The 23981-nt window shown below is 63.3% G+C and carries 22 protein-coding genes; 19 read left to right on the top strand and 3 right to left on the bottom strand.

The genetic code is table 11. The features are described 5' to 3' along the window. Positions 1-18: 18 nt before the first annotated feature. On the bottom strand, positions 19-828 hold the full coding sequence (gene map / locus BN2475_RS06360; RefSeq protein WP_094778707.1) for a type I methionyl aminopeptidase: 810 nt from the start codon (positions 826-828) through the stop codon (positions 19-21). Between the two features lie 641 nt (positions 829-1469). Between map and rpsB the strand changes: the two genes are divergently transcribed. The 16 genes from rpsB to BN2475_RS06280 all read left to right on the top strand — a co-directional run bounded on the left by rpsB (position 1470) and on the right by BN2475_RS06280 (position 17729). Further along, on the top strand, positions 1470-2210 hold the full coding sequence (gene rpsB / locus BN2475_RS06355; protein ID WP_094778706.1) for a 30S ribosomal protein S2: 741 nt from the start codon (positions 1470-1472) through the stop codon (positions 2208-2210). A gap of 193 nt (positions 2211-2403) precedes the next feature. Next, on the top strand, positions 2404-3285 hold the full coding sequence (tsf, locus tag BN2475_RS06350; protein ID WP_094778825.1) for a translation elongation factor Ts: 882 nt from the start codon (positions 2404-2406) through the stop codon (positions 3283-3285). A 216-nt stretch (positions 3286-3501) separates the two neighbouring features. Next, positions 3502-4215 carry a UMP kinase gene (pyrH, locus tag BN2475_RS06345; RefSeq protein WP_094778705.1) on the top strand — a complete coding sequence of 238 codons (714 nt, stop codon included), beginning with the start codon at positions 3502-3504 and terminating at the stop codon, positions 4213-4215. 99 nt (positions 4216-4314) lie between these two features. Further along, positions 4315-4875 (top strand): ribosome recycling factor, encoded by a 561-nt coding sequence (gene frr, locus BN2475_RS06340; RefSeq protein ID WP_094778704.1) that lies wholly within the window; start codon positions 4315-4317, stop codon positions 4873-4875. 62 nt (positions 4876-4937) lie between these two features. After that, entirely contained in the window at positions 4938-5720 is a 783-nt protein-coding gene (uppS, locus tag BN2475_RS06335) for a polyprenyl diphosphate synthase (RefSeq protein WP_094778703.1), read from the top strand. Continuing rightward, the gene (locus BN2475_RS06330; protein WP_094778702.1) at positions 5714-6535 is read left to right on the top strand and encodes a phosphatidate cytidylyltransferase; all 822 of its coding nucleotides are present in this window, start codon (positions 5714-5716) and stop codon (positions 6533-6535) included. The genes uppS and BN2475_RS06330 overlap by 7 nt, the downstream gene beginning before the upstream one ends. A 10-nt stretch (positions 6536-6545) precedes the next feature. After that, entirely contained in the window at positions 6546-7751 is a 1206-nt protein-coding gene (locus BN2475_RS06325; RefSeq protein WP_094778701.1) for a 1-deoxy-D-xylulose-5-phosphate reductoisomerase, read from the top strand. A gap of 7 nt (positions 7752-7758) precedes the next feature. Continuing rightward, complete coding sequence (gene rseP, locus BN2475_RS06320) at positions 7759-9153, top strand: RIP metalloprotease RseP (RefSeq protein WP_094778824.1); 1395 nt, start codon at positions 7759-7761, stop codon at positions 9151-9153. Between the two features lie 66 nt (positions 9154-9219). Continuing rightward, positions 9220-11532, top strand: coding sequence for an outer membrane protein assembly factor BamA (bamA, locus tag BN2475_RS06315; RefSeq protein WP_094778700.1), 2313 nt, complete (start codon positions 9220-9222; stop codon positions 11530-11532). A gap of 46 nt (positions 11533-11578) precedes the next feature. After that, complete coding sequence (locus BN2475_RS06310; protein ID WP_174641886.1) at positions 11579-12100, top strand: OmpH/Skp family outer membrane protein; 522 nt, start codon at positions 11579-11581, stop codon at positions 12098-12100. 87 nt (positions 12101-12187) lie between these two features. Then, positions 12188-13387, top strand: a complete 1200-nt coding sequence (lpxD, locus tag BN2475_RS06305) for a UDP-3-O-(3-hydroxymyristoyl)glucosamine N-acyltransferase (RefSeq protein WP_245841161.1) — start codon at positions 12188-12190, stop codon at positions 13385-13387. Positions 13388-13571: 184 nt separating this feature from the next. Then, complete coding sequence (gene fabZ, locus BN2475_RS06300) at positions 13572-14036, top strand: 3-hydroxyacyl-ACP dehydratase FabZ (protein ID WP_011488858.1); 465 nt, start codon at positions 13572-13574, stop codon at positions 14034-14036. 113 nt (positions 14037-14149) lie between these two features. Beyond that, positions 14150-14938, top strand: coding sequence for an acyl-ACP--UDP-N-acetylglucosamine O-acyltransferase (gene lpxA, locus BN2475_RS06295; protein WP_094778698.1), 789 nt, complete (start codon positions 14150-14152; stop codon positions 14936-14938). A 3-nt stretch (positions 14939-14941) separates the two neighbouring features. Beyond that, positions 14942-16111, top strand: coding sequence for a lipid-A-disaccharide synthase (gene lpxB / locus BN2475_RS06290; protein ID WP_094778697.1), 1170 nt, complete (start codon positions 14942-14944; stop codon positions 16109-16111). Continuing rightward, entirely contained in the window at positions 16108-16860 is a 753-nt protein-coding gene (rnhB, locus tag BN2475_RS06285) for a ribonuclease HII (RefSeq protein ID WP_094778696.1), read from the top strand. The genes lpxB and rnhB overlap by 4 nt, the downstream gene beginning before the upstream one ends. Positions 16861-16943: 83 nt before the next feature. Further along, positions 16944-17729, top strand: a complete 786-nt coding sequence (locus BN2475_RS06280; RefSeq protein WP_094778695.1) for a TrmH family RNA methyltransferase — start codon at positions 16944-16946, stop codon at positions 17727-17729. 87 nt (positions 17730-17816) lie between these two features. Here the strand turns inward: BN2475_RS06280 and ppsR are convergent, their stop codons facing one another. Then, on the bottom strand, positions 17817-18632 hold the full coding sequence (gene ppsR / locus BN2475_RS06275; protein WP_094778694.1) for a posphoenolpyruvate synthetase regulatory kinase/phosphorylase PpsR: 816 nt from the start codon (positions 18630-18632) through the stop codon (positions 17817-17819). Between the two features lie 519 nt (positions 18633-19151). On the opposite strand from ppsR, the gene ppsA reads away from it, so the two are divergent. The 3 genes from ppsA to BN2475_RS06260 all read left to right on the top strand — a co-directional run bounded on the left by ppsA (position 19152) and on the right by BN2475_RS06260 (position 23172). After that, positions 19152-21554 (top strand): phosphoenolpyruvate synthase, encoded by a 2403-nt coding sequence (gene ppsA, locus BN2475_RS06270; protein ID WP_094778693.1) that lies wholly within the window; start codon positions 19152-19154, stop codon positions 21552-21554. 166 nt (positions 21555-21720) lie between these two features. Further along, positions 21721-22176, top strand: coding sequence for an NfeD family protein (locus BN2475_RS06265; protein WP_094778823.1), 456 nt, complete (start codon positions 21721-21723; stop codon positions 22174-22176). Positions 22177-22239: 63 nt separating this feature from the next. Further along, positions 22240-23172, top strand: coding sequence for an SPFH domain-containing protein (locus BN2475_RS06260; RefSeq protein WP_094778692.1), 933 nt, complete (start codon positions 22240-22242; stop codon positions 23170-23172). A 302-nt stretch (positions 23173-23474) separates the two neighbouring features. Here the strand turns inward: BN2475_RS06260 and smpB are convergent, their stop codons facing one another. After that, a complete protein-coding gene (gene smpB / locus BN2475_RS06255; protein WP_094778691.1) occupies positions 23475-23921 on the bottom strand; it encodes an SsrA-binding protein SmpB in 447 nt (148 codons plus the stop codon). Positions 23922-23981 lie beyond the last annotated feature (60 nt).

The raw sequence follows: 23981 nt of genomic DNA, 5'->3' as shown, positions 1-23981 counted from the left end.
GCTCAGGTCGAAAGTCGGTCAGGCAGTGGCCGCGACCACCGGCGGGCGCGCAGGCGTGCCGGTGGAAACGGTCAGCACGTCGTAGCCGGTCTCGGTGACGAGCACGGTGTGCTCCCACTGTGCCGACAGGCTGCGATCTTTGGTCTTGACGGTCCACTGGTCGGGCATGGTGCGGATCTCGCGGCGGCCCGCGTTGATCATCGGCTCGATCGTGAAGATCATGCCCGCCTGCAGTTCGAGCCCGGTGCCGGGGCGGCCGTAGTGCAGAATCTGCGGGTCTTCGTGGAACACCGTGCCGATGCCGTGGCCGCAGTATTCGCGCACCACACTGTAGCCGTGGCCTTCCGCGTGCTTCTGGATCGCATAGCCGATGTCGCCGAGATGCGCGCCCGGGCGGACCTGATCGATGCCGAGCCACATGCATTCGAAGGTGGTCTGGACCAGCCGTTTGGCGAGGATCGAGCCTTCGCCGACGATGAACATGCGGCTCGTGTCGCCGAAATAGCCTTCCTTGATGACGGTGACGTCGATGTTCAGCGCATCGCCGTTCTTCAGCGTCTTGTCGCCGGGGATGCCGTGGCAGATCACGTCGTTGACGGAAATGCAGGTGGCTTTCGGGTACGGCGGATAGCCGGGCGGCTGATAATTCAGCGGCGCGGGCACCGTGCCCTGTTCCTTGAGCATGTATTCATGACACAACCGGTCGAGTTCGCCGGTCGTAATGCCGGCCGCGACGAACGGCGTGATGTAGTCGAGCAATTCGCTCGCGAGCCTGCAGGCGACGCGCATCTGCGCGATATCGTGTTCGTTTTTGAGCGTAATAGCCATGAGTCGGGCCTGAAATGCGATTTATTGCGGGATTATCGCACCATATTCCGGCTGTCGCAGGCTTTTGCGAGTGGGCTGGCGGGCTCGGCGGACGGTTTTGCCGGCGCGCGGCGGACGGTTTGTGGAAGTTTGCGCGCGACGCACTGGCGCGGGCACGCGACCGAGGGTCATTGCATGGTTTTGCGCTTCGGTTCCCGCCGCGCGGCGCCCACGACTCAGGCGGCGAGCGGCTCGGTGCAACCTCGCCGCGGTCGGCGGGAGCTACCCGCCCGGTTGAGTCGGCCAGTAGGCGCGTGCTATACTCTCTGGCTAAGTCAGTCCATGTCCCGCTTTTTCCGTTCTGTTGCCTCACATAGCCTTGCATAGAGGCAGTGATGGTGAAAGATGGACAAGTCGGAGAGCGGGAAAGTGGAAGAGTGGAAGAGGCTTATGGCTTCTCATGGTGCTTGCTGCGTAGATCGTGAGAAGTAAGTAAGGAAGAAGAAGTAAGTGGCGCTGCCGGAAGGCGGTCGCCGAATCGCAGTAGTCAGGCAGCAAACTCGCAAGCCGGCGCACCAAGGGTGTCCGTCGCGTTCAGCCCGATAGGGGCGGCGCGGCCGATACGGCAGCCGGCTTAAGACCCAACCCTCGCGGAGATTTTAATGGCAGTTACCATGCGTCAAATGCTGGAAGCCGGTGTCCACTTCGGTCACCAAACGCGCTTCTGGAACCCGAAGATGGCCCCCTTCATTTTCGGTCATCGCAACAAGATTCACATCATCAACCTCGAAAAGACGCTGCCGATGTACAACGACGCGCTGAAGTACGCGCGTCAACTGGCAGCGAACCGCGGCACGATCCTGTTCGTCGGCACGAAGCGTCAGTCGCGCGACACGATCGCCGAAGAAGCGCAACGCGCTGGCATGCCGTACGTCAACGCCCGCTGGCTCGGCGGCATGCTGACCAACTTCAAGACGCTGAAGGTTTCGATCAAGCGCCTGAAGGACATGGAAGCGGGCGAAACCGAGCGCATGAGCAAGAAGGAAGCGCTGCTGTTCGAACGCGAAATGGCCAAGCTGCAGAAGTCGATCGGCGGCGTGAAGGACATGGGCGGCATTCCGGACGCGATCTTCGTGGTCGACGTCGGCTATCACAAGATCGCCGTGACCGAAGCTAACAAGCTCGGCATTCCGGTCATCGCCGTGGTCGACACGAACCACTCGCCGGAAGGCATCGACTACGTGATCCCGGGTAACGACGACGCCAGCAAGGCAGTCGCCCTGTACGCGGCTGGCGTGGCTGACGCGATCCTCGAAGGCCGCGCGAACGCGGTCAACGAAGTGGTGCAGGCTGCACGTGGCGACGACGGCGACGAGTTCGTCGAGGTCAACCCGGAAGCGTAAAGCTGCCCCGTGGCCAGCAAAAAAGGGGGCTTTCTACAGGCCCCCTTTTTTTAAGCCGCGACATTGTTGTGGGGCGCCGCAAGGAGTGCCCGACGCGTTGTCCGTAAAAAATACGCGGAACGTGGAAACGAATTCTTGCCGCCGGTATCGAAGTGCGGGCGGCGTGTGACAGACGGAACTCAAGGAGCAAATGATGGCGGCAATTACCGCAAGCATGGTTGCAGAACTGCGCGCAAAGACCGATGCGCCGATGATGGAATGCAAGAAGGCGCTGACGGAAGCCGACGGCGATCTGGCGCGCGCCGAAGAACTGCTGCGCGTGAAGCTGGGCAACAAGGCCAGCAAGGCAGCGTCGCGCGTGACGGCTGAAGGCGTGGTCGCTTCGTTCATCGGCGGCAACGCTGGCTCGCTGGTCGAGCTGAACTGCGAAACCGACTTCGTTTCGAAGAACGACGACTTCCTGGCTTTCTCGAAGAAGGTCGCCGAGCTGGTCGCTACGCAAAACCCGGCTGACGTGGCCGCCCTGTCGGCGCTGCCGCTCGACGGCTCGACGGTCGACGCAGTGCGTCTCGCACTGGTCGGCAAGATCGGCGAAAACCTGTCGATCCGCCGTTTCGTGCGCTTCGACACCGCCAACAAGCTGGCAGCGTACCTGCACGGCACGCGTATCGGCGTGCTGGTCGAATACACCGGCGCGGACGAGCAGGTCGGCAAGGACGTGGCAATGCACATCGCCGCGATGAAGCCGGTTTCGCTGTCGTCGGACGACGTGCCGGCGGACCTGATCGCCAAGGAGCGCAGCATCGCTGAACAGAAGGCCGCTGAATCGGGCAAGCCGGCTGAAATCGTCGCCAAGATGGTCGACGGCAGCGTGCAGAAGTACCTGAAGGAAGTATCGCTGCTGAACCAGCCGTTCGTTAAGAACGACAAGCAGACGATCGAGCAGATGCTCAAGGCGGCCGGTGCGAGCGTGCAGAAGTTCGCACTGTTCGTGGTCGGCGAAGGCATCGAGAAAAAGCAGGACGACTTCGCAGCCGAAGTGGCCGCGCAGGTTGCTGCTGCAAAGCAACAATAAGCTTTAACGAAGCTTCACGTTGTACTGTTGGACCCGCGGCGAAGCAAGACTTTGCCGCGGTCGGCAGCGGCGCAAGGCTGCGCGCGGGTAGACCCTCGTTGCGCAGCCGCCGGCGGACCCGGGGTCCGTCAATTTGGCGACGCTTGCCCGAATCAGCATTTCACCCCTACATTAGTCCCTTGTTGTTGCCCTGTACTGCGCGATCTGGAAATCCCTATGCCCACTGCTTACAAACGCGTCCTGCTCAAACTCTCCGGTGAAGCTCTGATGGGCGACGATGCCTTCGGCATCAATCGTGGGACCATCGAACGAATGGTGGCGGATGTGGCCGAAGTGGTCCGTCTCGGCACGCAGCTTGCCGTGGTGATCGGTGGCGGCAATATTTTCCGTGGTGTGGCGGGCGGCGCAGCCGGCATGGATCGCGCAACGGCCGACTACATGGGCATGCTGGCCACCATGATGAACGCGCTGGCGCTGCAGGATGCGATGCGCCACGCCGGTATCGAGGCGCGTGTGCAGTCGGCGCTGCGCATGGATCAGGTGGTCGAGCCGTATATCCGGCCCCGCGCGATTCGCCAGCTCGAAGAAGGCAAAGTCGTGATTTTCGCGGCCGGCACCGGCAACCCGTTCTTCACGACCGACACGGCGGCCGCGCTGCGCGGCTCGGAAATCGGCGCTGAAGTCGTGCTGAAAGCAACCAAGGTGGACGGCGTCTATTCGGCCGACCCCAAGAAGGATCTGAGTGCGACCCGTTACACCACGATCAGCTTCGACGAGGCGATCGGCCGCAATCTGCAGGTGATGGACGCCACCGCGTTCGCCCTGTGCCGCGACCAGAAGCTGCCGATCCGGGTGTTTTCGATCGTCAAGCCGGGCGCGCTCAAACGCATCGTACTAGGCGAGGACGAGGGCACCCTCGTGCACGTGTAAACTCTCGTTTCACATAACGTGGGCTTTGACGCGAGCCTGGGCCGCCGCCGAACGCGCGCTGGCGGGTTCGCATCGTTTTGAAGGTTCGGAGGTTTGAAAATGTCTGTGGCTGATATCAGGAAGGGCGCTGAACAAAAGATGCAGCGTTCCATCGACGCGTTCAAGAACGATCTGTCGAAGATCCGCACGGGCCGTGCGCACACGGGCCTGCTCGATCATATCCAGTGCGACTATTACGGATCGCCGGTGCCGATTTCGCAGGTCGCGAACCTCACGCTGATCGACGCACGCACGATCGGCGTGCAGCCGTGGGAAAAGAAGATGGTCCAGGTCGTCGAAAAGGCGATTCGCGAGTCGGACCTCGGTCTGAACCCCGCCACGCAAGGCGATGTGATCCGCGTGCCGATGCCGGCGCTGACCGAAGAACGCCGGCGCGAACTGACCAAGGTGGTCAAGAGCGAAGCGGAAACGGCCAAGGTGGCCGTGCGCAACCTGCGCCGCGACGCCAACGAGCAGTTGAAGAAGCTCGTCAAAGACAAGGAAATTTCGGAGGACGACGAGCGTCGTGCAGGCGACGACGTTCAGAAGCTGACGGACCGGTTCGTCGCTGAAATCGACAAGCTCGTCGTGACCAAGGAAGCCGAGATCATGACGGTCTGAGGCTCTTTGCCTCAGCACGTTCAGGTTCTCACTTCTCATTTGTAGTCACTGTCCCGACGGCCATGACCTATACCAGCTCAACCGTGCGCGTGCCTGATGTCGCCGCGGTGCCGCGTCATATCGCGATCATCATGGATGGCAACGGCCGTTGGGCCACCCAGCGGCGCTTGCCGCGTGTGGCGGGCCACACGCGCGGCGTCGACGCGGTGCGCGCGGCCGTCGAGGCATGCGCGCGGCGGGGCGTCGAATACCTGACGCTGTTCGCCTTCAGCTCGGAAAACTGGCGCCGTCCGAACGAAGAGGTGTCGTTCCTGATGCGCCTGTTCGTCACCGCGCTGGAGCGCGAAATCGGCAAGCTGCACGCGAACGGCATCCGTTTGCGTGTGGTCGGCGATCTGGATCGTTTCGACGCGAAGATCCGCGATCTGATCAAGCGCGCGGAAACCAAGACCGCGCGCAACTCCCGTCTCACGCTGACCATCGCCGCAAATTACGGCGGGCGCTGGGACATCATGCAGGCCACCCGCAAGCTCGCCGAGCAGTCGGCGCTGGCGGGCAAGCCGGTCGAGGTCAACGAGGATTCGTTTGCCGAGCATCTGTCCATGGCTTACGCGCCGGAGCCGGACCTGTTCATCCGCACCGGCGGCGAGCGGCGCGTCAGCAACTTCCTGCTGTGGCAGCTCGCCTACACTGAGTTCTACTTTACCGACACGTTCTGGCCGGATTTCGACGCCGACGCGCTCGGCCATGCCATCGCTTCATACGCGGAGCGTGAACGCCGTTTCGGCCGCACCAGTGCTCAGCTCGAGCCGCAATCGCAAAACGTCGATTCGCTTCCATGCTAAAAACCCGTGTCATCACGGCGATCATCCTGCTGGCAGTGTTCCTGCCGATCACGCTGTTCGCGCCGGTGGGCGCGTTCGGCGCGCTGATCGCCTTTGTCGTCGTGTTCGCCGCGTGGGAGTGGGCACGTCTGCTCAAGCTGGGCGGCGCCGGTCCGGTGGTGTACGCGCTGGTGGCGGCGGTCGCGCTGGTCGCCAGCACGCAGCTCGGCACGGGGATTGAAGAGGCCCGCTCGCTCTTCAAGGCGGCCGCGATCTTCTGGGTGATCGCCGGTCCGTTCGTGCTGCTGCGCAAGCCCACGCTGGCGCAGGGCGCCTGGCGCACCTTTCTGTTCCTTGCCGGCATTGTGGTATTCGCCGCGTGCTGGCATGCTCTCGTCGCCGCGCGCATGCAGGGCGTGCCCTTCGTGCTGTCGCTGCTGCTATTGGTATGGCTTGCCGATATCGGCGCATACTTCTGCGGAAGGGCGTTCGGAAAACACAAACTCGCGCCCGCCATCAGTCCGGGTAAGACCTGGGAAGGCGCGATCGGCGGCTGGCTGGTGGTGATGATCGTCGCGGCGGCGGCGGTCGTTTTGCATGCGTTCGAGCCGACCCTGTATTCTGCGTTGCTGGCGCAATGGGGCGCCGCACGCGCACTGCTCGCACTGACCGCGCTGGTCGCATTCAGCGTGGTGGGCGACCTGTTCGAATCGATGTTGAAACGCCAGGCCGGGGTGAAAGATTCAAGCGGCCTGTTGCCGGGGCACGGCGGCGTGCTCGATCGCATCGACGCGTTGTTGCCGGTGCTGCCGCTTGCCATGCTGCTGCTCGGCTAGAGAAAGAGATATGCAAAAACGTCTGACACTGCTCGGTTCCACGGGCTCGATTGGAGACAGCACGCTCGACGTCGTCGCGCGTCATCCCGAGCGTTTCTCGGTTTACGCGCTTACCGCGCATCGCAACGGCGACAAGCTCATCGAGCAATGCCTGCGCTTTACGCCCGAAGTCGCGGTGGTGGGCGACGCCGATACGGCGGCGCGCGTCGCAACGAAACTGCGCGAAGCGGGTTGCCAGACCGAAGTCACATACGGGCCGCAAGCGCTCGTCGAGGTATCGCAAAGCGCTGGCTGCGATACGGTGGTGGCGGCGATCGTCGGCGCGGCCGGCCTCGCGCCGAGCCTCGCCGCGGCGCGTGCCGGCAAGCGCATCCTGCTCGCCAACAAGGAAGCGCTGGTGATGTCCGGCGCAATCTTCATGGACGCGGTGCGAGACCACGGTGCCGTGCTGCTGCCGGTCGACAGTGAGCACAATGCGATTTTCCAATGCCTGCCGCGCGAAGCCTCGCTGCACGGCGGTGTCTCCAAAATCATCCTGACCGCTTCGGGCGGCCCGTTCCGTACCCGCGAACCGGCGACGCTCGTCGACGTCACGCCGGACGAGGCGTGCAAGCATCCGAACTGGGTGATGGGCCGCAAGATCTCAGTCGACTCGGCCACGATGATGAACAAAGGCCTCGAAGTCATCGAGGCCCACTGGCTGTTCGGCTTGCCGGGCGAGCGCATCGACGTGCTGATTCACCCGCAAAGCGTGATCCACTCGCTGGTCTCTTACGTCGACGGTTCGGTGCTTGCGCAACTGGGCAACCCCGACATGCGCACGCCGATCGCGCATGCGCTGGCGTTTCCGGACCGGGTGGAGTCGGGCGTCGCGCAGCTCGATCTCGCGGAGATCGCGTCGTTGTCGTTCGAAAAGCCGGATTACACGCGTTTCCCATGCCTTGCGCTGGCGATGAAGGCGCTCGCCGAAGGCGGCATTGCGAGCGCGGCGCTGAACGCCGCGAACGAGATCGCGGTCGAAGCGTTCCTCGCCCGCCGGATCGGTTTCATGACGATCGCGCAGGTGGTCGACTCGGTGCTCAATGCTTTGCCGAACCGCAGCGCGCACGCGCTCGACGACGTGATCGAAGCGGATGCCGCCGCGCGTCGCGCCGCTGCCGAATTCATTGCGCGTCTGCCCGACGGCGCCCGTCGCACGGAACGCGCCGTCCAGTGAGGCGTTTATGAACCTGCTGATCGAACTGCTGGCTTTCGCGGTCGCGATTGGCGTGCTCGTGGTCGTTCACGAGTACGGGCACTACAGCGTGGCGCGTCTGTGCAAGGTCAAGGTGCTGCGCTTTTCGATCGGCTTCGGCAAGCCGCTGTTCCAATGGGTGAGTCCGAAGACGGGCACCGAGTGGATCATTGCCGCGTTGCCGCTCGGCGGCTACGTAAAGATGCTCGACGAGCGCGAAACCGGCACTGCGCCGATTCCCCCCGAAGACTTGCCGCATGCGTTCAACCGGCAGTCGGTCTGGCGGCGCTTTGCGATCGTCGTGGCGGGTCCGGTCGCGAACTTTCTGCTGGCCATCGTGCTGTTCGCGCTGGTATTCGCGACTGGCGTGACGGAGCCGGCGGCCGTCATCGCGACGCCCGCGCCGAGTACCGCGGCGGCCGTGGCCGGCTTCGAGGGCGGCGAAACCATCGTCGCGGTGCGCACCGGCAACAGCGACGTAGCCGAGCCGGTGCGTTCATGGTCGGACCTGCGCTGGAAGCTGCTGGGCGCCGCATTCGATCACAAGCACGTCGTGCTGCGCGCGAAAGACGCGCATGGCACCTCCGATTTCCCGATCGATCTGCGCGGTATCGGCGAGAAAGACATCGACGACGATTTCATGTCGCATCTCGGTTTCGAGCCGGGCGGCGGCAAGCTGACGGTGGCCGGCGTGCAGTCGGGCAGCGCGGCGCAGAAGGCGGGCATCGTCGCGGGCGATCGTCTGCGCGCGATCAACGGTACGCCGGCCGATAACGCCACGGCCTTCATCGCTTATGTAAAATCGCACGCCGGCGTGCCGGTGATGTTGCAGGTGGAGCGCGGCGGCCGTGGCGGTCATCCGGCAGGTCAGCTCGAAGACATCAGCATCGTGCCGCAAGCGCAGCGCGATGCCGCGACCGGGCAGCAGATCGGCCGCATCGGCGCGGAACTGGCGACCCAGGTGCCGTCGATCGACGTGCGCTACGGGCCGCTCGAGAGCCTGCAACTGGGCGCGCGCCGCACGTGGGATCTCGCGATTTACTCGGTGCGCATGTTCGGACGGATGATCGTCGGCGAGGCTTCGCTGAAGAATCTTTCCGGTCCCGTGACGATTGCCGATTACGCGGGAAAGAGCGCACGTCTGGGTCCTTCCGCATTTTTGTCGTTCCTGGCCCTTGTCAGTATTAGCCTTGGTGTACTGAACCTGCTACCAATTCCGGTATTGGACGGTGGGCATCTGTTATATTATTTGGTTGAAGCTGTAACCGGCAAAGTTGTCTCCGAACGCTGGCAACTCGTTTTTCAGAGGGCGGGTCTCGCCTGCATCGTCGCATTGTCGGCGATCGCGCTGTTCAACGATCTGGCTCGTTTAATCCATTTTTAAAGTGTCCGGCGGCGTTCACGATGGCGCCGTCTGACCTGATGCAGCTATACACACTGGGGAAGCACGTTGTTTAAACCTCATCGCTTTGTTCCAAAGACGGTTATAGCCGCGGCAGTCGCCGCGCATGGGCTGGTTGCTCACGCAACGACGCCCTTCGTGGTGCAAGACATCCGCATTGAGGGATTGCAACGCGTCGAACCAGGTACCGTGTTCGCGTACCTCCCCATCAAACAAGGTGACACGTTCAGCGACGACAAGGCGTCCGAAGCGATTCGCGCGCTGTACGCCACCGGCTTCTTCAACGACGTCAAGATCGCCACCGAAGGCAATGTCGTCATCGTGCAGGTGCTGGAGCGTCCGGCCGTCGGCACGATCGACTTCGCCGGCATTCATGAGTTCGAGAAGGACAACCTGATCAAGGCGCTGCGCGCCGTCGGTTTGTCGCAAGGCCGCTACTACGACAAGGCGCTGGTCGACAGGGCCGAGCAGGAGCTGAAGCGTCAGTATCTGACGCGCGGCTTCTATGCCGCCGAAGTCACCACCACGATCACGCCGATCGACCGCAACCGGGTGGCCGTGCTGTTCTCGGTGGCCGAAGGCCCGAGCGCGAAGATCCGCCAGATCAACTTCATCGGCAACAAGGCGTTCAGCACCGGTACGCTGCGTGACGAAATGCAGCTGTCCACGCCGAACTGGTTCTCGTGGTACACGAAGAACGACCTGTACGCGAAAGACAAGCTCACCGGCGACCTCGAAAACGTCCGCTCGTATTATCTGAATCGCGGCTACCTCGAGTTCAGCATCGAATCGACCCAGGTGTCGATCTCGCCGGACAAGAAGGACATGTATCTGACGGTCACGCTGCATGAAGGCGAGCCGTACACGATTTCGAGCATCAAGCTGGCTGGCAATCTGCTCGACCGCGAGGCGGAGCTGACCAAGCTGGTCAAGATCAAACCAGGCGACCGCTTCTCGGCTGAAAAGCTGCAAGCCACCACCAAGGCGATCGTCGACAAGCTCGGCGAATACGGCTATGCATTCGCGACCGTCAATGCGCAGCCGCAGATCGATCAGCAGCACCATACGGTGGACCTGACGCTGCAGGTCGACCCGAGCCGCCGCGTCTACGTGCGCCGTATCAACGTAATCGGCAACACGCGTACCCGCGACGAAGTGGTGCGCCGTGAAATGCGCCAGCTCGAAAGCTCGTGGTTCGATTCGAATCGCCTCGCGCTGTCGAAAGACCGTATCAACCGTCTGGGCTACTTTACCGATGTCGACGTGACCACGGTGCCGGTCGAGGGCACGCCGGACCAGGTCGATGTCGACGTCAAGGTGGCCGAAAAGCCGACCGGCGCGATCACGCTGGGTGCGGGCTTCTCGTCGACCGACAAGGTGGTGCTGTCGGCGGGCGTGTCGCAGGACAACGTGTTCGGTTCGGGTACCAGTCTCTCGGTGAACATCAACACCGCCAAGACGTACCGTACGTTGACGGTCACGCAGGTCGACCCGTACTTCACGGTCGACGGCATCAAGCGTATTACCGACGTCTACTACCGCACGTACCAGCCGTTGTACTACTCGACCGATTCGAGCTTCAAGATCGTCACGCTGGGTGCCGACCTGAAGTTCGGCATTCCGTTCTCGGAAGTCGACACAGTGTACTTCGGCTCGGGTATCGAGCAGAACACGCTGGATGTCGACGCGAACACGCCGGCGTCGTACAAGCAGTACGTTCAGGACTTCGGGCGCGTGTCGAACAACGTGCCGATCACCGTGGGCTGGTCGCGCGACGCGCGTGACAGCGCACTGGTGCCGAGCCGCGGTTACTTCACGCAGGCCAACGCCGAATACGGCACGCCGATCGGCGGTACCCAGTACTACAAGGCCGACCTCAACGCGCAGTACTATTATTCGTTTGCGCGCGGCTTCGTGCTGGGCTTCAACTTCCAGGGTGGCTACGGTAAGGGTCTTGCCGGCAAGCCTTATCCGATTTTCAAGAACTACTACGCGGGCGGTATCGGATCGGTGCGGGGCTACGAGCCGAGCTCGCTGGGTCCGCGCGATGCGAAGACGAACGACCCGATCGGCGGCTCGAAGCTGTTGGTGGGTAACATCGAATTGACGTTCCCGTTGCCGGGCACCGGGTACGACCGCACGTTGCGCGTCTTTACGTTCCTCGACGCCGGTAACGTCTGGGCCGAGCCGAGCGCCGCGGCTACGTCGACGGGTGCGAACGGCTTGCGTTACGGCTATGGTGTGGGTCTGGCATGGATCTCGCCGATCGGCCCGCTCAAGCTGAGCCTGGGTTTCCCGCTCACGAAGCACACCGGCGACCAGTATCAGAAGTTCCAGTTCCAGATCGGGACGGCGTTCTGAGCCCTGCCGCAGGCGGCTGGCCAACCACAGTATCGAGAGGATGACTTTGCTAACCGGTATATTTTCGAAGCGTGTAGCGTGCGCGATGGCGCTGGCAATGACCTTGGGCGTCGGGGTAGCGCACGCGCAGGAGGCGAAGATCGCCGCGGTGAATTCCGACCGCATCCTGCGCGAATCGGCGGCGGCCAAGGCCGCCCAGGTCAAGCTCGAAGCCGAATTCGCCAAGCGTGACAAAGATCTTGCCGATATGGCGCAGAAGCTGAAGTCGATGTCCGATTCGCTCGACAAGAACGGCGCATCGATGTCGCCGACCGATCGCGCGCAGAAGCAACGCGACCTGTCGCAGCTGGATACGGACTTCCAGCGCAAGCAACGCGAATTCCGCGAAGATCTGAATCAGCGCCGCAACGAAGAGCTGGCGGCTGTGCTCGATCGCGCCAACAGGGTCATCAAGCAGATCGCCGAGGCGCAACACTACGATCTGATCGTGCAGGAAGCGGTATATGTGAGCCCGCGCATCGACATTACCGACCAGGTGCTCAAGGCGCTGGCGGCGTCGGGCAACTGAACGCAGCCGGGTCGCCCACCGGTGCGCGGCAGCGCGTCGCGTGCTGGCAATCACAAGTTGGACTGAACAGCAGGAGACTGGATAGGCATGGCATTTACGCTCGAGGACATCGTCCAGCGATTCGGCGGTGAAGTAGTCGGAAACGGTGCGCAGCGCGTCGGCAGTCTGGCGCCGCTCGACCAGGCAGGCCCGGAGCAGCTGGCGTTCCTCGCCAATCCAAAGTACCTGTCGCAAGTCGAGACGACCCGTGCGGGCGCGGTGCTGATCAACGCCAACGACCTCGCCAAACTGGCGTCGCGCGATGCCAGTGCGCCCGGCGCCCGCCGTAACTTCATCGTCACACCTAATCCGTACGCTTACTTTGCGCGCGTCGCGCAAACCTTCATCGACCTCGCCACGCCGAAGCCTCAGGCCGGCGTGCACCCGAGCGCGACGATCGATCCGTCGGCGCAGATCGCCGCGAGCGCAGTGATCGGTCCGCGCGTCACGGTGGAAGCCGGCGCGGTCATCGGCGAAAACGTGCGGCTGGACGCGAATGTCGTGATCGGCCGCGGCACGCGCATCGGCGCGAACTCGCATCTGTATCCGAATGTCGCGGTGTACCACGGCTGCAAACTCGCCGAGCGCGTGATCGTGCATGCGGGCGCGGTGATCGGCTCGGACGGTTTCGGCTTCGCGCCGGACTTCGTCGGCGAGGGCGAGGCGCGTACCGGCAGCTGGGTGAAGATTCCGCAGGTCGGCGGCGTGTCGATCGCGGCAGACGTCGAGATCGGCGCGAACACCACGATCGACCGCGGCGCGATGGCCGACACGGTCATTGAGGAGTGCGTGAAGATCGACAACCTCGTGCAGATCGGTCACAACTGCAAGGTCGGTGCGTACACGGTGATCGCCGGCTGCGCGGGCATCGCGGGCAGCACGACGATCGGCCGCCATTGCATGATCGGCGGCGCAGTCGGGATTGCCGGGCACGTGACGCTGGCCGATCACGTAATCGTCACGGCGAAGTCGGGCGTGTCGAAATCGCTGCTGAAGCCGGGCATGTACACCAGCGCGTTCCCGGCCGTCAATCATGCTGATTGGAACAAGAGTGCGGCGTTGCTGCGCAATATCGACAAGCTGCGCGATCGTATCAAGGCGCTCGAAAGCGCCGCGGCCAACAGGCCCGGCACATCGGCCCAGACGGCGACTCATGCAGCGGGCGGCGCGGTAACCAACGCGGTAACCAACGCGGCAATCAATGCGGCAATCAACGTGGCAAGTCAGTCCGCAGGCGACAAAACCTGAGATTTCCGGGCAACGCGCCCGCACCGCGTAAAATGGCGGGCGAGCAGCATGAAGCAAAGTCGGTTGCCGTGACCGGGTGGCACGGCCGCCGGACCATGGCGGGCGCCGGCAGCACGCGTTTTCAACCCACCTGCACCAGCATCCGCAGTCATCATCGCGCAGTCAATGCGTGAGCAGAAACACCATGAGCACCGAAAAAATCAATCTCGACATTCATAAGATTCTCACGCTGCTGCCCCATCGTTACCCGATCCTGCTGGTCGACCGGGTGCTCGAACTCGAGCCGCACAAGAACATCAAAGCGCTGAAGAACGTGTCGATCAACGAGCCGTATTTCCAGGGGCACTTTCCGACGCGCCCGGTCATGCCGGGCGTGTTGATTCTCGAAGCGCTCGCGCAAACCGCGGCCCTGCTGACGTTTTCGGAAGAACCGAGCGACCCGTCCAACACGCTGTATCTTTTTGTCGGCATCGACAATGCGCGCTTCAAGCGCGTGGTGGAGCCGGGCGATCAGCTGATCCTGAATTGCACGTTCGAGCGTCATATGCGCGGCATCTGGAAGTTCAAGGCGCGCGCCGAAGTGGATGGCGTGGTGGCGGCGGAAGCCGACCTGATGTGCGCGGTACGGCACACGGACAAAGACGCCTGAGTTAGCGGCAAGGCAGTCAGCGCCCCGGGCGCTCAGCGACGCGACACGAGCGCGCTGGCGGCCCCCGGCGCAAGCCCATCCAGACAATGCAACAGAATCAGAAGCGAGGACGCATGAGCAGGATCCATCCCACTGCGATCGTCGAGCCCGGCGCCCAACTCGACGAATCCGTCGAAGTCGGACCGTACGCCGTAATCGGCGCACACGTGACGATCGGTGCACGCACCACGGTCGGTTCGCACAGCGTGATCGAAGGTCACACCACGATCGGCGAAGACAACCGGATCGGCCACTATGCATCGGTAGGCGGACGTCCGCAGGACATGAAGTACAGGGACGAGCCGACCCGGCTCGTGGTCGGCAACCGCAACACGATCCGCGAGTTCACCACGATCCACACCGGCACGGTGCAGGACGCGGGCGTGACCACGCTCGGCGACGACAACTGGATCATGGCGTACGTGCACATCGGGCACGACTGCCACGTCGGCAACAACGTCATTCTGTCGAGCAATGCGCAGATGGCCGGCCACGTGACGATCGGCGACTTCGCGATCATCGGCGGCATGTCGGGCGTGCATCAGTTCGTGCGCATCGGCGCGCATTCGATGTTGGGCGGCGCGTCGGCGCTGGTGCAGGATGTTCCGCCGTTCGTGATCGCCGCCGGCAACAAGGCCGAGCCGCATGGCATCAACGTCGAAGGCCTGCGCCGGCGCGGTTTCTCGCCGGATGCGATCTCGGCGCTGCGCGCGGCCTATCGCGTGCTCTACAAGAATGGCCTGTCGCTCGAAGAAGCGAAGCTGCAGCTGCGTGAGCTCGCGTCCGCTGGCGGCGACGGCGATGCGCCGGTGCAGACCTTGCTCGGGTTCGTCGAAGCATCGCAGCGCGGCATCATCCGCTGACCGATGGCATTGCAACCCAGTCCGTTGCGCGTCGCGATGGTGGCCGGCGAACCGTCCGGCGACCTGCTGGCGGCGTCGTTGCTCAACGGCCTCGCGAGCCGTCTGCCGGCCGGCACCCAGTACTACGGGATCGGCGGCCCACGTATGATTGCCACGGGTTTCGACGCCCACTGGCCGATGGAAAAGCTGACCGTGCGCGGCTATGTCGAAGCGCTGCGGCACATCCCCGGAATTCTCGGTATCCGCAACGAGCTCAAGCGGCAATTGCTGGCTGAGCCGCCGTCGGTCTTCGTCGGCGTGGATGCGCCCGATTTCAATTTTGGGCTCGAGCACGCGTTGCGCGACGCGGGTATTCCGACCGTCCACTTCGTTTGCCCGTCCATCTGGGCATGGCGCGGCGGGCGCATCAAGAAGATCGCCAAAGCGGTCGATCACATGCTGTGCGTGTTCCCGTTCGAAACAGCGTTGCTGGAAAAGGCGGGCGTCGCGGCGTCGTACGTGGGGCATCCGCTCGCCGACGAAATTCCGTTCGAACCCGACACGCTCGGCGCGCGCCGTGCGCTCGGCCTTGCACAGAGCGGTCCGGTCATCGCGGTGCTGCCGGGCAGCCGGCGCTCGGAGATCGATCTGATCGGCCCGACGTTTTTCGCCGCCATGGAAATGATGCAGCATCAGGAGCCGGGTCTGCGGTTCGTGATGCCGGCGGCCACCCCGGCGCTGCGCGAGATGCTGCGGCCGCTGGTCGACGCCCACCCCGGTCTCGCGCTGACCATCACCGATGGTCAATCGCAACTCGCGATGACCGCCGCCGACGCGATCCTCGTGAAGAGCGGCACGGTGACGCTCGAAGCCGCGTTGCTGAAAAAGCCGATGGTGATCTCGTACAAGGTGCCCTGGCTGACTGGCCAGATCATGCGCCGGCAGGGCTATCTGCCCTATGTCGGCCTGCCGAACATTCTGGCCGGGCGTTTCGTGGTGCCGGAAATCCTGCAGCACTTCGCCACGCCGCAGGCGCTGGCCGAAGCCACGCTGAAACAGTTGCGCGACGAAGCCAACCGGCGCACGCTGACGGAAATCTTCACGGAGATGCATCACGTGCTGAAGCAGAACACCGCGCAGCGTGCGGCCGAGGCCGTGGCGAGCGTCGTCGAAAGACGGACGGCGCGGCCGTGAGCGCTGCGCGCACACCCCGGCGCAACACCGCGAGCGTCGCTGGCGCGGCGTTGCGGCAGATCGGCCTGAACTTCGAGACGGTGGACGACATCGTCTGCGGCGTCGACGAAGCCGGGCGCGGCCCGCTGGCCGGTCCGGTGGTCGCGGCAGCCGTGATTTTCGATCCGGCGAAGCCGATGATTCGCGGGCTCGACGATTCAAAGGCGCTCACCGCCAGAAAGCGCGAAGAGCTGTACGACAAAATCGTCGACCGTGCGCTTGCATACTGCATCGCCTCGGCGACGGTCGAGGAAATCGACTCGCTGAACATTCTGCACGCGACCATGCTGGCGATGAAGCGCGCGGTGGAGGGGCTGTCGGTCGTGCCTACGCTCGTGAAGGTCGACGGCAACCGGTGCCCGACGCTGAGCATTCGCAGCGAAGCGGTGATCGGCGGCGATGCGCTCGTCAAGAGCATTTCGGCGGCATCGATCCTCGCGAAAGTCACGCGCGACCGGATGCTGCTGGAATTGCATCAGGTCTTTCCCGTCTACGGCTTCGACGCCCACGTCGGCTACGGCACGCCGCAGCATCTCGCGGCGCTGCGCGAGCATGGACCCTGCGTGCACCATCGGCGCTCGTTCGCGCCGGTGCGCGAAGCGCATCTGCGCTTCGGCACGGGTGTGCCGTTGCCCGCGGCTGAAGTCGTCGTCGTGCCCGGTGAGCTCATATCCGACGATGACGCCTTCGGCGAACCCGGCGGCATGTGAACGGCCACATAAACACCTTCTGAGCGCTGCGAGCGAATCGCGCGGCGCTGACTGTTTCCTTATTTTCTCCGCCTTCGCTGCCTGTGAAAGCCATCACCTCGCGGGACAATCCGCTCTACAAGCGCCTGAAGGCCTTGGCCGGCTCGACGCATCAACAACGTCGCGGCGGCCACGCGCTGCTCGAAGGGTTCCATCTGGCGAGCGCGTATCTCGACGTCGCCGGGCAACCGGAAATGTGCGTCGTCACCGATGGCGCGCTGCGTCACGACGAAGCGCAGGCCATCGTGTCGCGCATCGACGATCATCGCATCGTGACGCTGCCGGATGCGCTGTTCGGGCAGTTGTCGAATGTCGTGCACGGCGTCGGCATTCTGCTGCTGGTCGACAAGCTCGATATGCCGCTGCCCGACCAGATCATGCACACCTGCATCGTGCTCGATGGCGTGCAGGACGCGGGCAATGTCGGCTCGATCCTGCGCAGTGCCGCCGCCGCGGGGATTCAGCAGGTGTTTTGCGCGCCGGGCACGGCGTACGCGTGGTCATCGAAAGTGCTGCGCTCCGGGATGGGAGCGCACTTCCTGTTGCAGATTCATGAGGACGTCGAAGCATCGGCGCTGCTCGAGCGGCTCGCAGTGCCGATCGTCATTACGGATTCGCACGGTGCCGAGGCGATCTATGACTGCGATCTGAGTGGACCGCTCACGTGGGTGTTCGGCAATGAAGGGGCAGGCGTCTCGCAGGTCTGGCGCGATGCGGTGTCGTTGCGGGTGACGATTCCGCAGCCGGGTGGCATGGAGTCGTTGAATGTGGCGGCTGCGGCGGCGGTTTGCGTGTTCGAGCAGTGTCGTCAGCAACGCGCTCGCGCGTGAGGCGAGCCATAACCACCATACCCGCCGCCATACCCGCCGCCATACCCGCCACGCGCGGCCGCGCGCCGATCTCCCGTCAGGCGGCGCTCAATAAGACGGCCGGTCCAGCTTGATCTCCTGCAGGATCGTGGTCGCGATCTCTTCGATCGACTTATGCGTCGACGACAACCACTTGATCCCTTCGCGCCGCATCATCGTTTCGGCTTCGTTGATTTCGTAGCGACAGTTTTCCGGCGCCGCGTACTTGCTGCCTGGCCGCCGCTCGTTACGAATCTCCGACAGGCGTTGCGGGTCGATCGACAAGCCAAACATTTTCTGGCGGTGCGCGAGCAGTGGCGTCGGCAGCTTGCCGCGCTCGAAGTCTTCCGGAATCAGCGGATAGTTGGCCGCTTTCACGCCGTACTGCATCGCCAGATAAAGGCTCGTCGGTGTCTTGCCGCTGCGCGACACGCCGACCAGGATCACGTCGGCGTCGGCCAGATTGCGGTTCGACTGGCCGTCGTCGTGCGCGAGCGAGAAATTGATCGCCTCGATCCGGTTCTTGTACTCCTCAGTGTCCGCGTTCTGGTGGCCGCGGCCCATCGCGTGGCTCGACTTCAGCTCCAGCTCCAGTTCGAGCGGCTCGACGAACGTCTGGAACATATCCAGCACGAGCGCGTTCGAGCCCTTGACGATCTGGTTCGACGAGCTGTCCACCAGCGTGGTGAAGACGATCGGACGGCGGCCGTCCTGCTCGGTCGCTTCATTGATCTTTTCGAGCGTCGCGTAGGCTTTATCCGTCGAGTCTACGAAGGGTACGCGAACCAGGCGGAATTTCTGGTCGAACTGGGAGAGGATCGAATGCGCGAAGGTTTCGGCAGTGATCCCGGTACCGTCGGAGACGATGAATACGGTGGGCGGCATCAGTGGAGCTGGGGAAGGTGAGTGGCAAAAACGTTCGAATCAAACATCGCGGCATCGGACTCGCTGCCCGGTGGCTGGCCGGAAAGCGCAGCGGCGTCGATGCGGCGCGCCGTGGCGTCACAACCGCGACCGGATCGCTATGGAGCCTCGCAAAGGCCCGTTGAGCGGTCTGGGGCGCAATTCTCGTCCGACTGCCACATTTCGGGAGTCGGCACGGTAGAATAGCGGCAACCTGTTGGATAAGCAATTGCGGGCGATCGGCGCCTAACTTACTGCGAACCGTCGGCCAACCCCGCGCTTTCGGCCGTCAACTCGAGGCTAACAGGGCGGATCGACCGGTAATTCGGGCCATTCGCCCGGTTTGCCGCGCAACTGGCGCGGCACGCCCGGTCGGCTGCAACGGCGTAGCGATTGCTTCTCCAACAGGTTGTGCAAGACACGAGTTAACGCTTCCAACGAGCGTCTCGTGATCGAGCCCACTTGCACAGCCGTGAATTTCTTTCACACTTAGGGGCTTGTATGACTAACGCAGTTACCGTCGCAAAGGACAAGGCGTATGTAGTTCCGTTCGAGCAGTTGCGGATGACCGATGTGGAGATTGTCGGTGGCAAGAACGCGTCGCTTGGCGAGATGATCAGTCAGCTCGCCGAAGCCGGCGTGCGAGTGCCGACCGGTTTCGCCACCACGGCGCTGGCTTTCCGCGACTTCCTGCAGCACAACAATCTGACCGAACGCATCGCCAAACGTCTCGAAACGCTCGACGTCGACGACGTGAAGGCGCTTGCCGAAGCGGGCAAGGAAATCCGTCAATGGATCATCGACGCGCCGCTGCAGCCGCAGCTCGAGGCCGACATCCGCGCAGGCTTCGACACGCTGCAAAAGAGCTCGCCTGAAGAGCTGTCGTTTGCCGTGCGTTCGTCGGCAACGGCGGAAGACTTGCCGGACGCTTCGTTCGCCGGCCAGCAGGAAAGCTACCTGAACGTGGTCGGCATCGACGATGTGCTCGATCGCATGAAGCACGTGTTCGCGTCGCTGTACAACGACCGCGCTATCTCCTATCGCGTCCACAAGGGCTTCACTCACGCTGAAGTCGCGTTGTCGGCGGGCGTGCAGCGCATGGTGCGCTCGGACGTTGGTGCCGCCGGCGTGATGTTTACGCTCGACACCGAATCGGGCTTCAAGGACGCGGTCTTCATCACGTCGAGCTATGGTCTCGGCGAAACCGTCGTGCAAGGCGCGGTGAATCCGGACGAGTTCTACGTCTTCAAGACCACGCTCGCGCAGGGCAAGTACCCGATCATCCGTCGCTCGATCGGCTCGAAGCTGATCAAGATGGAATTCACCAAGGCGGGCGAGCAAGGCCGCGTGAAGACCGTCGACGTCGCGCACGAGCAGCGCAACCGCTTCTCGATCACCGACCAGGACGTGATCGAACTGGCGAAGTACGCGGTCATCATCGAGAAGCACTACCAGCGTCCGATGGACATCGAGTGGGGCAAGGACGGCCGCGACGGCAAGATCTTCATCCTGCAGGCACGTCCCGAAACGGTGAAGAGCCAGGCCGGCGGCAAGGCCGAGCAGCGCTTCAAGCTGAAGGGCCAGTCGAACGTGCTGGCCTCTGGCCGCGCGATCGGTCAGAAGATCGGCGCGGGTCCGGTTCGCGTGATCCACGATCCGTCGGAAATGGACCGTGTGCAGCCGGGCGACGTGCTGGTCGCGGACATGACCGACCCGAACTGGGAACCGGTGATGAAGCGCGCGTCGGCGATCGTCACGAACCGCGGCGGCCGGACCTGTCATGCGGCCATCATCGCGCGTGAGCTGGGCGTGCCGGCGGTGGTCGGCTGCGGCGACGCGACCGACGTGCTGAAGGACGGCGCGCTGGTCACCGTGTCGTGCGCGGAAGGCGACGAAGGCAAGATCTACGACGGTCTGCTCGAAACCGAAATCACCGAAGTGCAGCGCGGCGAATTGCCGCCGATTCCGGTGAAGATCATGATGAACGTCGGCAACCCGCAACTGGCTTTCGACTTCTCGCAACTGCCGAACGCGGGCGTGGGTCTCGCGCGGCTTGAATTCATCATCAACAACAACATCGGCGTTCACCCGAAGGCGATTCTCGAGTACCCGAACGTCGATCCGGACCTGAAGAAGGCAGTGGAAAGCGTCGCTCGCGGTCACGCATCGCCGCGTGCGTTCTACGTCGACAAGCTGACCGAAGGTATCGCGACGATCGCCGCGGCGTTCTATCCGAAGCCCGTGATCGTGCGTATGTCGGACTTCAAGTCGAACGAGTACAAGAAGCTGATCGGCGGCTCGCGCTACGAGCCGGACGAGGAAAACCCGATGCTGGGCTTCCGCGGCGCATCGCGCTACATCGCCGAAGACTTCGCCGAAGCGTTCCAGATGGAATGCGTCGCGCTGAAGAAGGTGCGTGAAGAGATGGGCCTCGATAACGTCGAGATCATGGTGCCGTTCGTGCGTACGCTGAAGCAGGCGGAGCGCGTGGTGGGGCTGCTCGGGAAGTTCGGCCTGAAGCGCGGCGAAAAGGGCCTGCGCCTGATCATGATGTGCGAAGTGCCGTCGAACGCGATTCTCGCCGAAGAGTTCCTGCAATTCTTCGACGGTTTCTCGATCGGCTCGAACGACCTCACGCAGCTCACGCTGGGACTCGACCGCGACTCGGGCATGGAACTGCTGGCCGTCGATTTCGACGAACGCGATCCGGCGGTCAAGTTCATGCTCAAGCGCGCGATCGAAACCTGCCTGCGCCTGAACAAGTACGTCGGCATCTGCGGGCAGGGGCCGTCCGATCATCCGGACTTCGCGCAATGGCTGACGGACGAAGGCATTGCGTCGATCTCGCTGAACCCGGACACGATCATCGACACGTGGCAGCAGTTGGCGAAATCGAAGCAGTAACGCGTGCAGCATGCCGCTTTCGCGGCGGCATGCGCAATGTGAGGTGCGGCATGTCGGCGGCGAGCCAAATGCGCGTGAAAGCGCGCCGCATCCTCCCATAATCGCACCCGCTTCGTGCTATAAACACCCCGGTAGATCTGGGGTGTTCTGCTTTGTGGAGGTCGACGTGGCGCCAGGTGGATTGTTCTGGTGGGTCGGGGCGGGTGTGCTTATCGTGCTGGAGCTGATCAGCGGCACCTTCTATCTGTTGATGGTCGCGGTGGGCTTCGTGGCGGCCGCGCTTGCGCACGTTGCCGGTGCCGCCACCGACGTGCAGTTCGCGGTGGCCGCCGTGGTGGCGTTGGGGGCGGTCGTGCTGCTCAGGCGGTCGCGCTTTGGCCGCCGCAAGCGCGAGCGGGCGTCGCGTAATCCGGACGTCAATCTCGACATCGGCCAGACGCTGAGCGTGCCGGCATGGCACGAGCGCCGCGCGCGCGTCAATTATCGCGGCGCGGCGTGGGATGTCGAACTGGCCGCGGGCGAGCCCGAAGACGCGCGAGTCTACGAAATCACGGAACTGCGCGGCAGCTGCCTCGTCGTCGTCGCGAGCCGGCAGCCGAAGAGCGGCGCGCGCACCGCGTGAGCAAGGCCCAGGCACCCGCGTCATACGTACAACGAATCGAAAACCAGGGACCGGAGCGCAGATATGGATTCAACCATCGTCGGGGCGGTGCTGCTGATCATTGTGATCGTGCTGGCGTCACAGACCATCAAGATCGTGCCGCAGCAGCACGCGTGGGTGCTGGAGCGGCTCGGCCGTTATCACAGTACGCTGACGCCCGGCCTGAGCTTCGCGTTTCCGTTCGTCGACCGGATCGCATACAAGCACATCCTCAAGGAAATTCCGCTCGAAGTGCCGAGTCAGGTCTGTATCACGCGCGACAACACGCAGTTGCAGGTGGATGGCGTGCTGTACTTTCAGGTCACCGATCCGATGAAGGCGTCGTACGGGTCGAGCAACTTCGTGTTCGCGATCACGCAGTTGTCGCAAACCACGCTGCGTTCGGTGATCGGCAAGCTGGAACTCGACAAGACCTTCGAGGAGCGCGATTTCATCAACCACAGCATCGTGTCGTCGCTCGACGAGGCGGCGGCTAACTGGGGCGTGAAAGTGCTGCGCTACGAGATCAAGGACCTGACGCCGCCCAAGGAGATCCTGCACGCCATGCAGGCGCAGATCACCGCCGAGCGCGAAAAGCGCGCGCTGATCGCCGCGTCGGAAGGGCGCAAGCAGGAGCAGATCAATATCGCGTCCGGTGGTCGTGAGGCCGCGATCCAGAAGTCCGAAGGCGAGCGGCAGGCGGCGATCAATCAGGCGCAGGGTCAGGCGGCGGCGATCCTGGCGGTGGCCGAAGCCAACTCCCAGGCGATCCAGAAGATTGCCGCCGCGATCCAGTCGAACGGCGGAATGGAGGCGGTGAATCTTAAGGTGGCCGAACAATATGTGAACGCGTTCGGCAACCTGGCGAAGCAGGGCACCACGCTGATCGTGCCCGGCGACCTCGCGAACATGAGCTCGATGATCGCATCGGCGCTGACCATCGTGAACAAAGGCAAGGGCGCGACCGAGGCGCGATGAGCGCGTTGGCCCGTTGAAAAAAACCAATGGCCCGCGAACTACGCGGGCCATTTTCATTGAGCGCTGGTGACTGACGGGGAGCGTGCGGCCTTGTGCAACGTGGGCTCCGCGGCACGAGTTGCGCGGTCCGACTTACGCGGTCCGACTTACACGGGCCGACTTACCCGGGCCGACTTACGCGGTCCGACTTATGCGGTCCAACTTACACGGGCTGACTTGCACCGCCCCCACCAACGCGGCCCGACCTATCAGCATGCCACCGCGCAGTCCCGTCAAACCCGGCCAGACCCCTATGCCCTGGATCAGGTCGGCGAGCGCATCAGGCGCGCTTTCTCGCGTTCCCAATCGCGCTTCTTCTCGGTCTCGCGCTTGTCGTGCAGCTTCTTGCCCTTGGCGAGGCCGATCTCGCATTTGACGCGGCCGCCCTTGTAGTGGAAGTTCAGTGGCACGAGCGTGTAGCCGCGCTGCTCGACCTTGCCGATCAGCTTGCTGATCTGTTCGCTATGCAGCAGCAGCTTGCGCGTGCGGACCGGGTCGGGGTTGATGTGGGTCGAGGCTTCGGGCAGCGGGCTGATGTGCGTGCCGATCAGGAACAGTTCGTTATTGCGGATCACCACATAACCTTCCTTGATCTCGCCGCGCCCGGCGCGCAGCGCCTTGACCTCCCATCCTTCGAGCACGAGCCCCGCTTCATAGCGCTCTTCGATCGAGTAGTCGTAGAAGGCCTTTCTGTTGTCGATGATGCTCATGAATGGAAAGCGCCCAACTCGTTTAAAATCACGATTTTAGCAAAGCGGGGCAAGGAAAGC

The sequence above is a fragment of the Paraburkholderia ribeironis genome, from assembly GCF_900019265.1.
Taxonomy (GTDB): domain Bacteria; phylum Pseudomonadota; class Gammaproteobacteria; order Burkholderiales; family Burkholderiaceae; genus Paraburkholderia; species Paraburkholderia ribeironis.
This window is presented reverse-complemented; position numbering and strand designations above follow the sequence as displayed.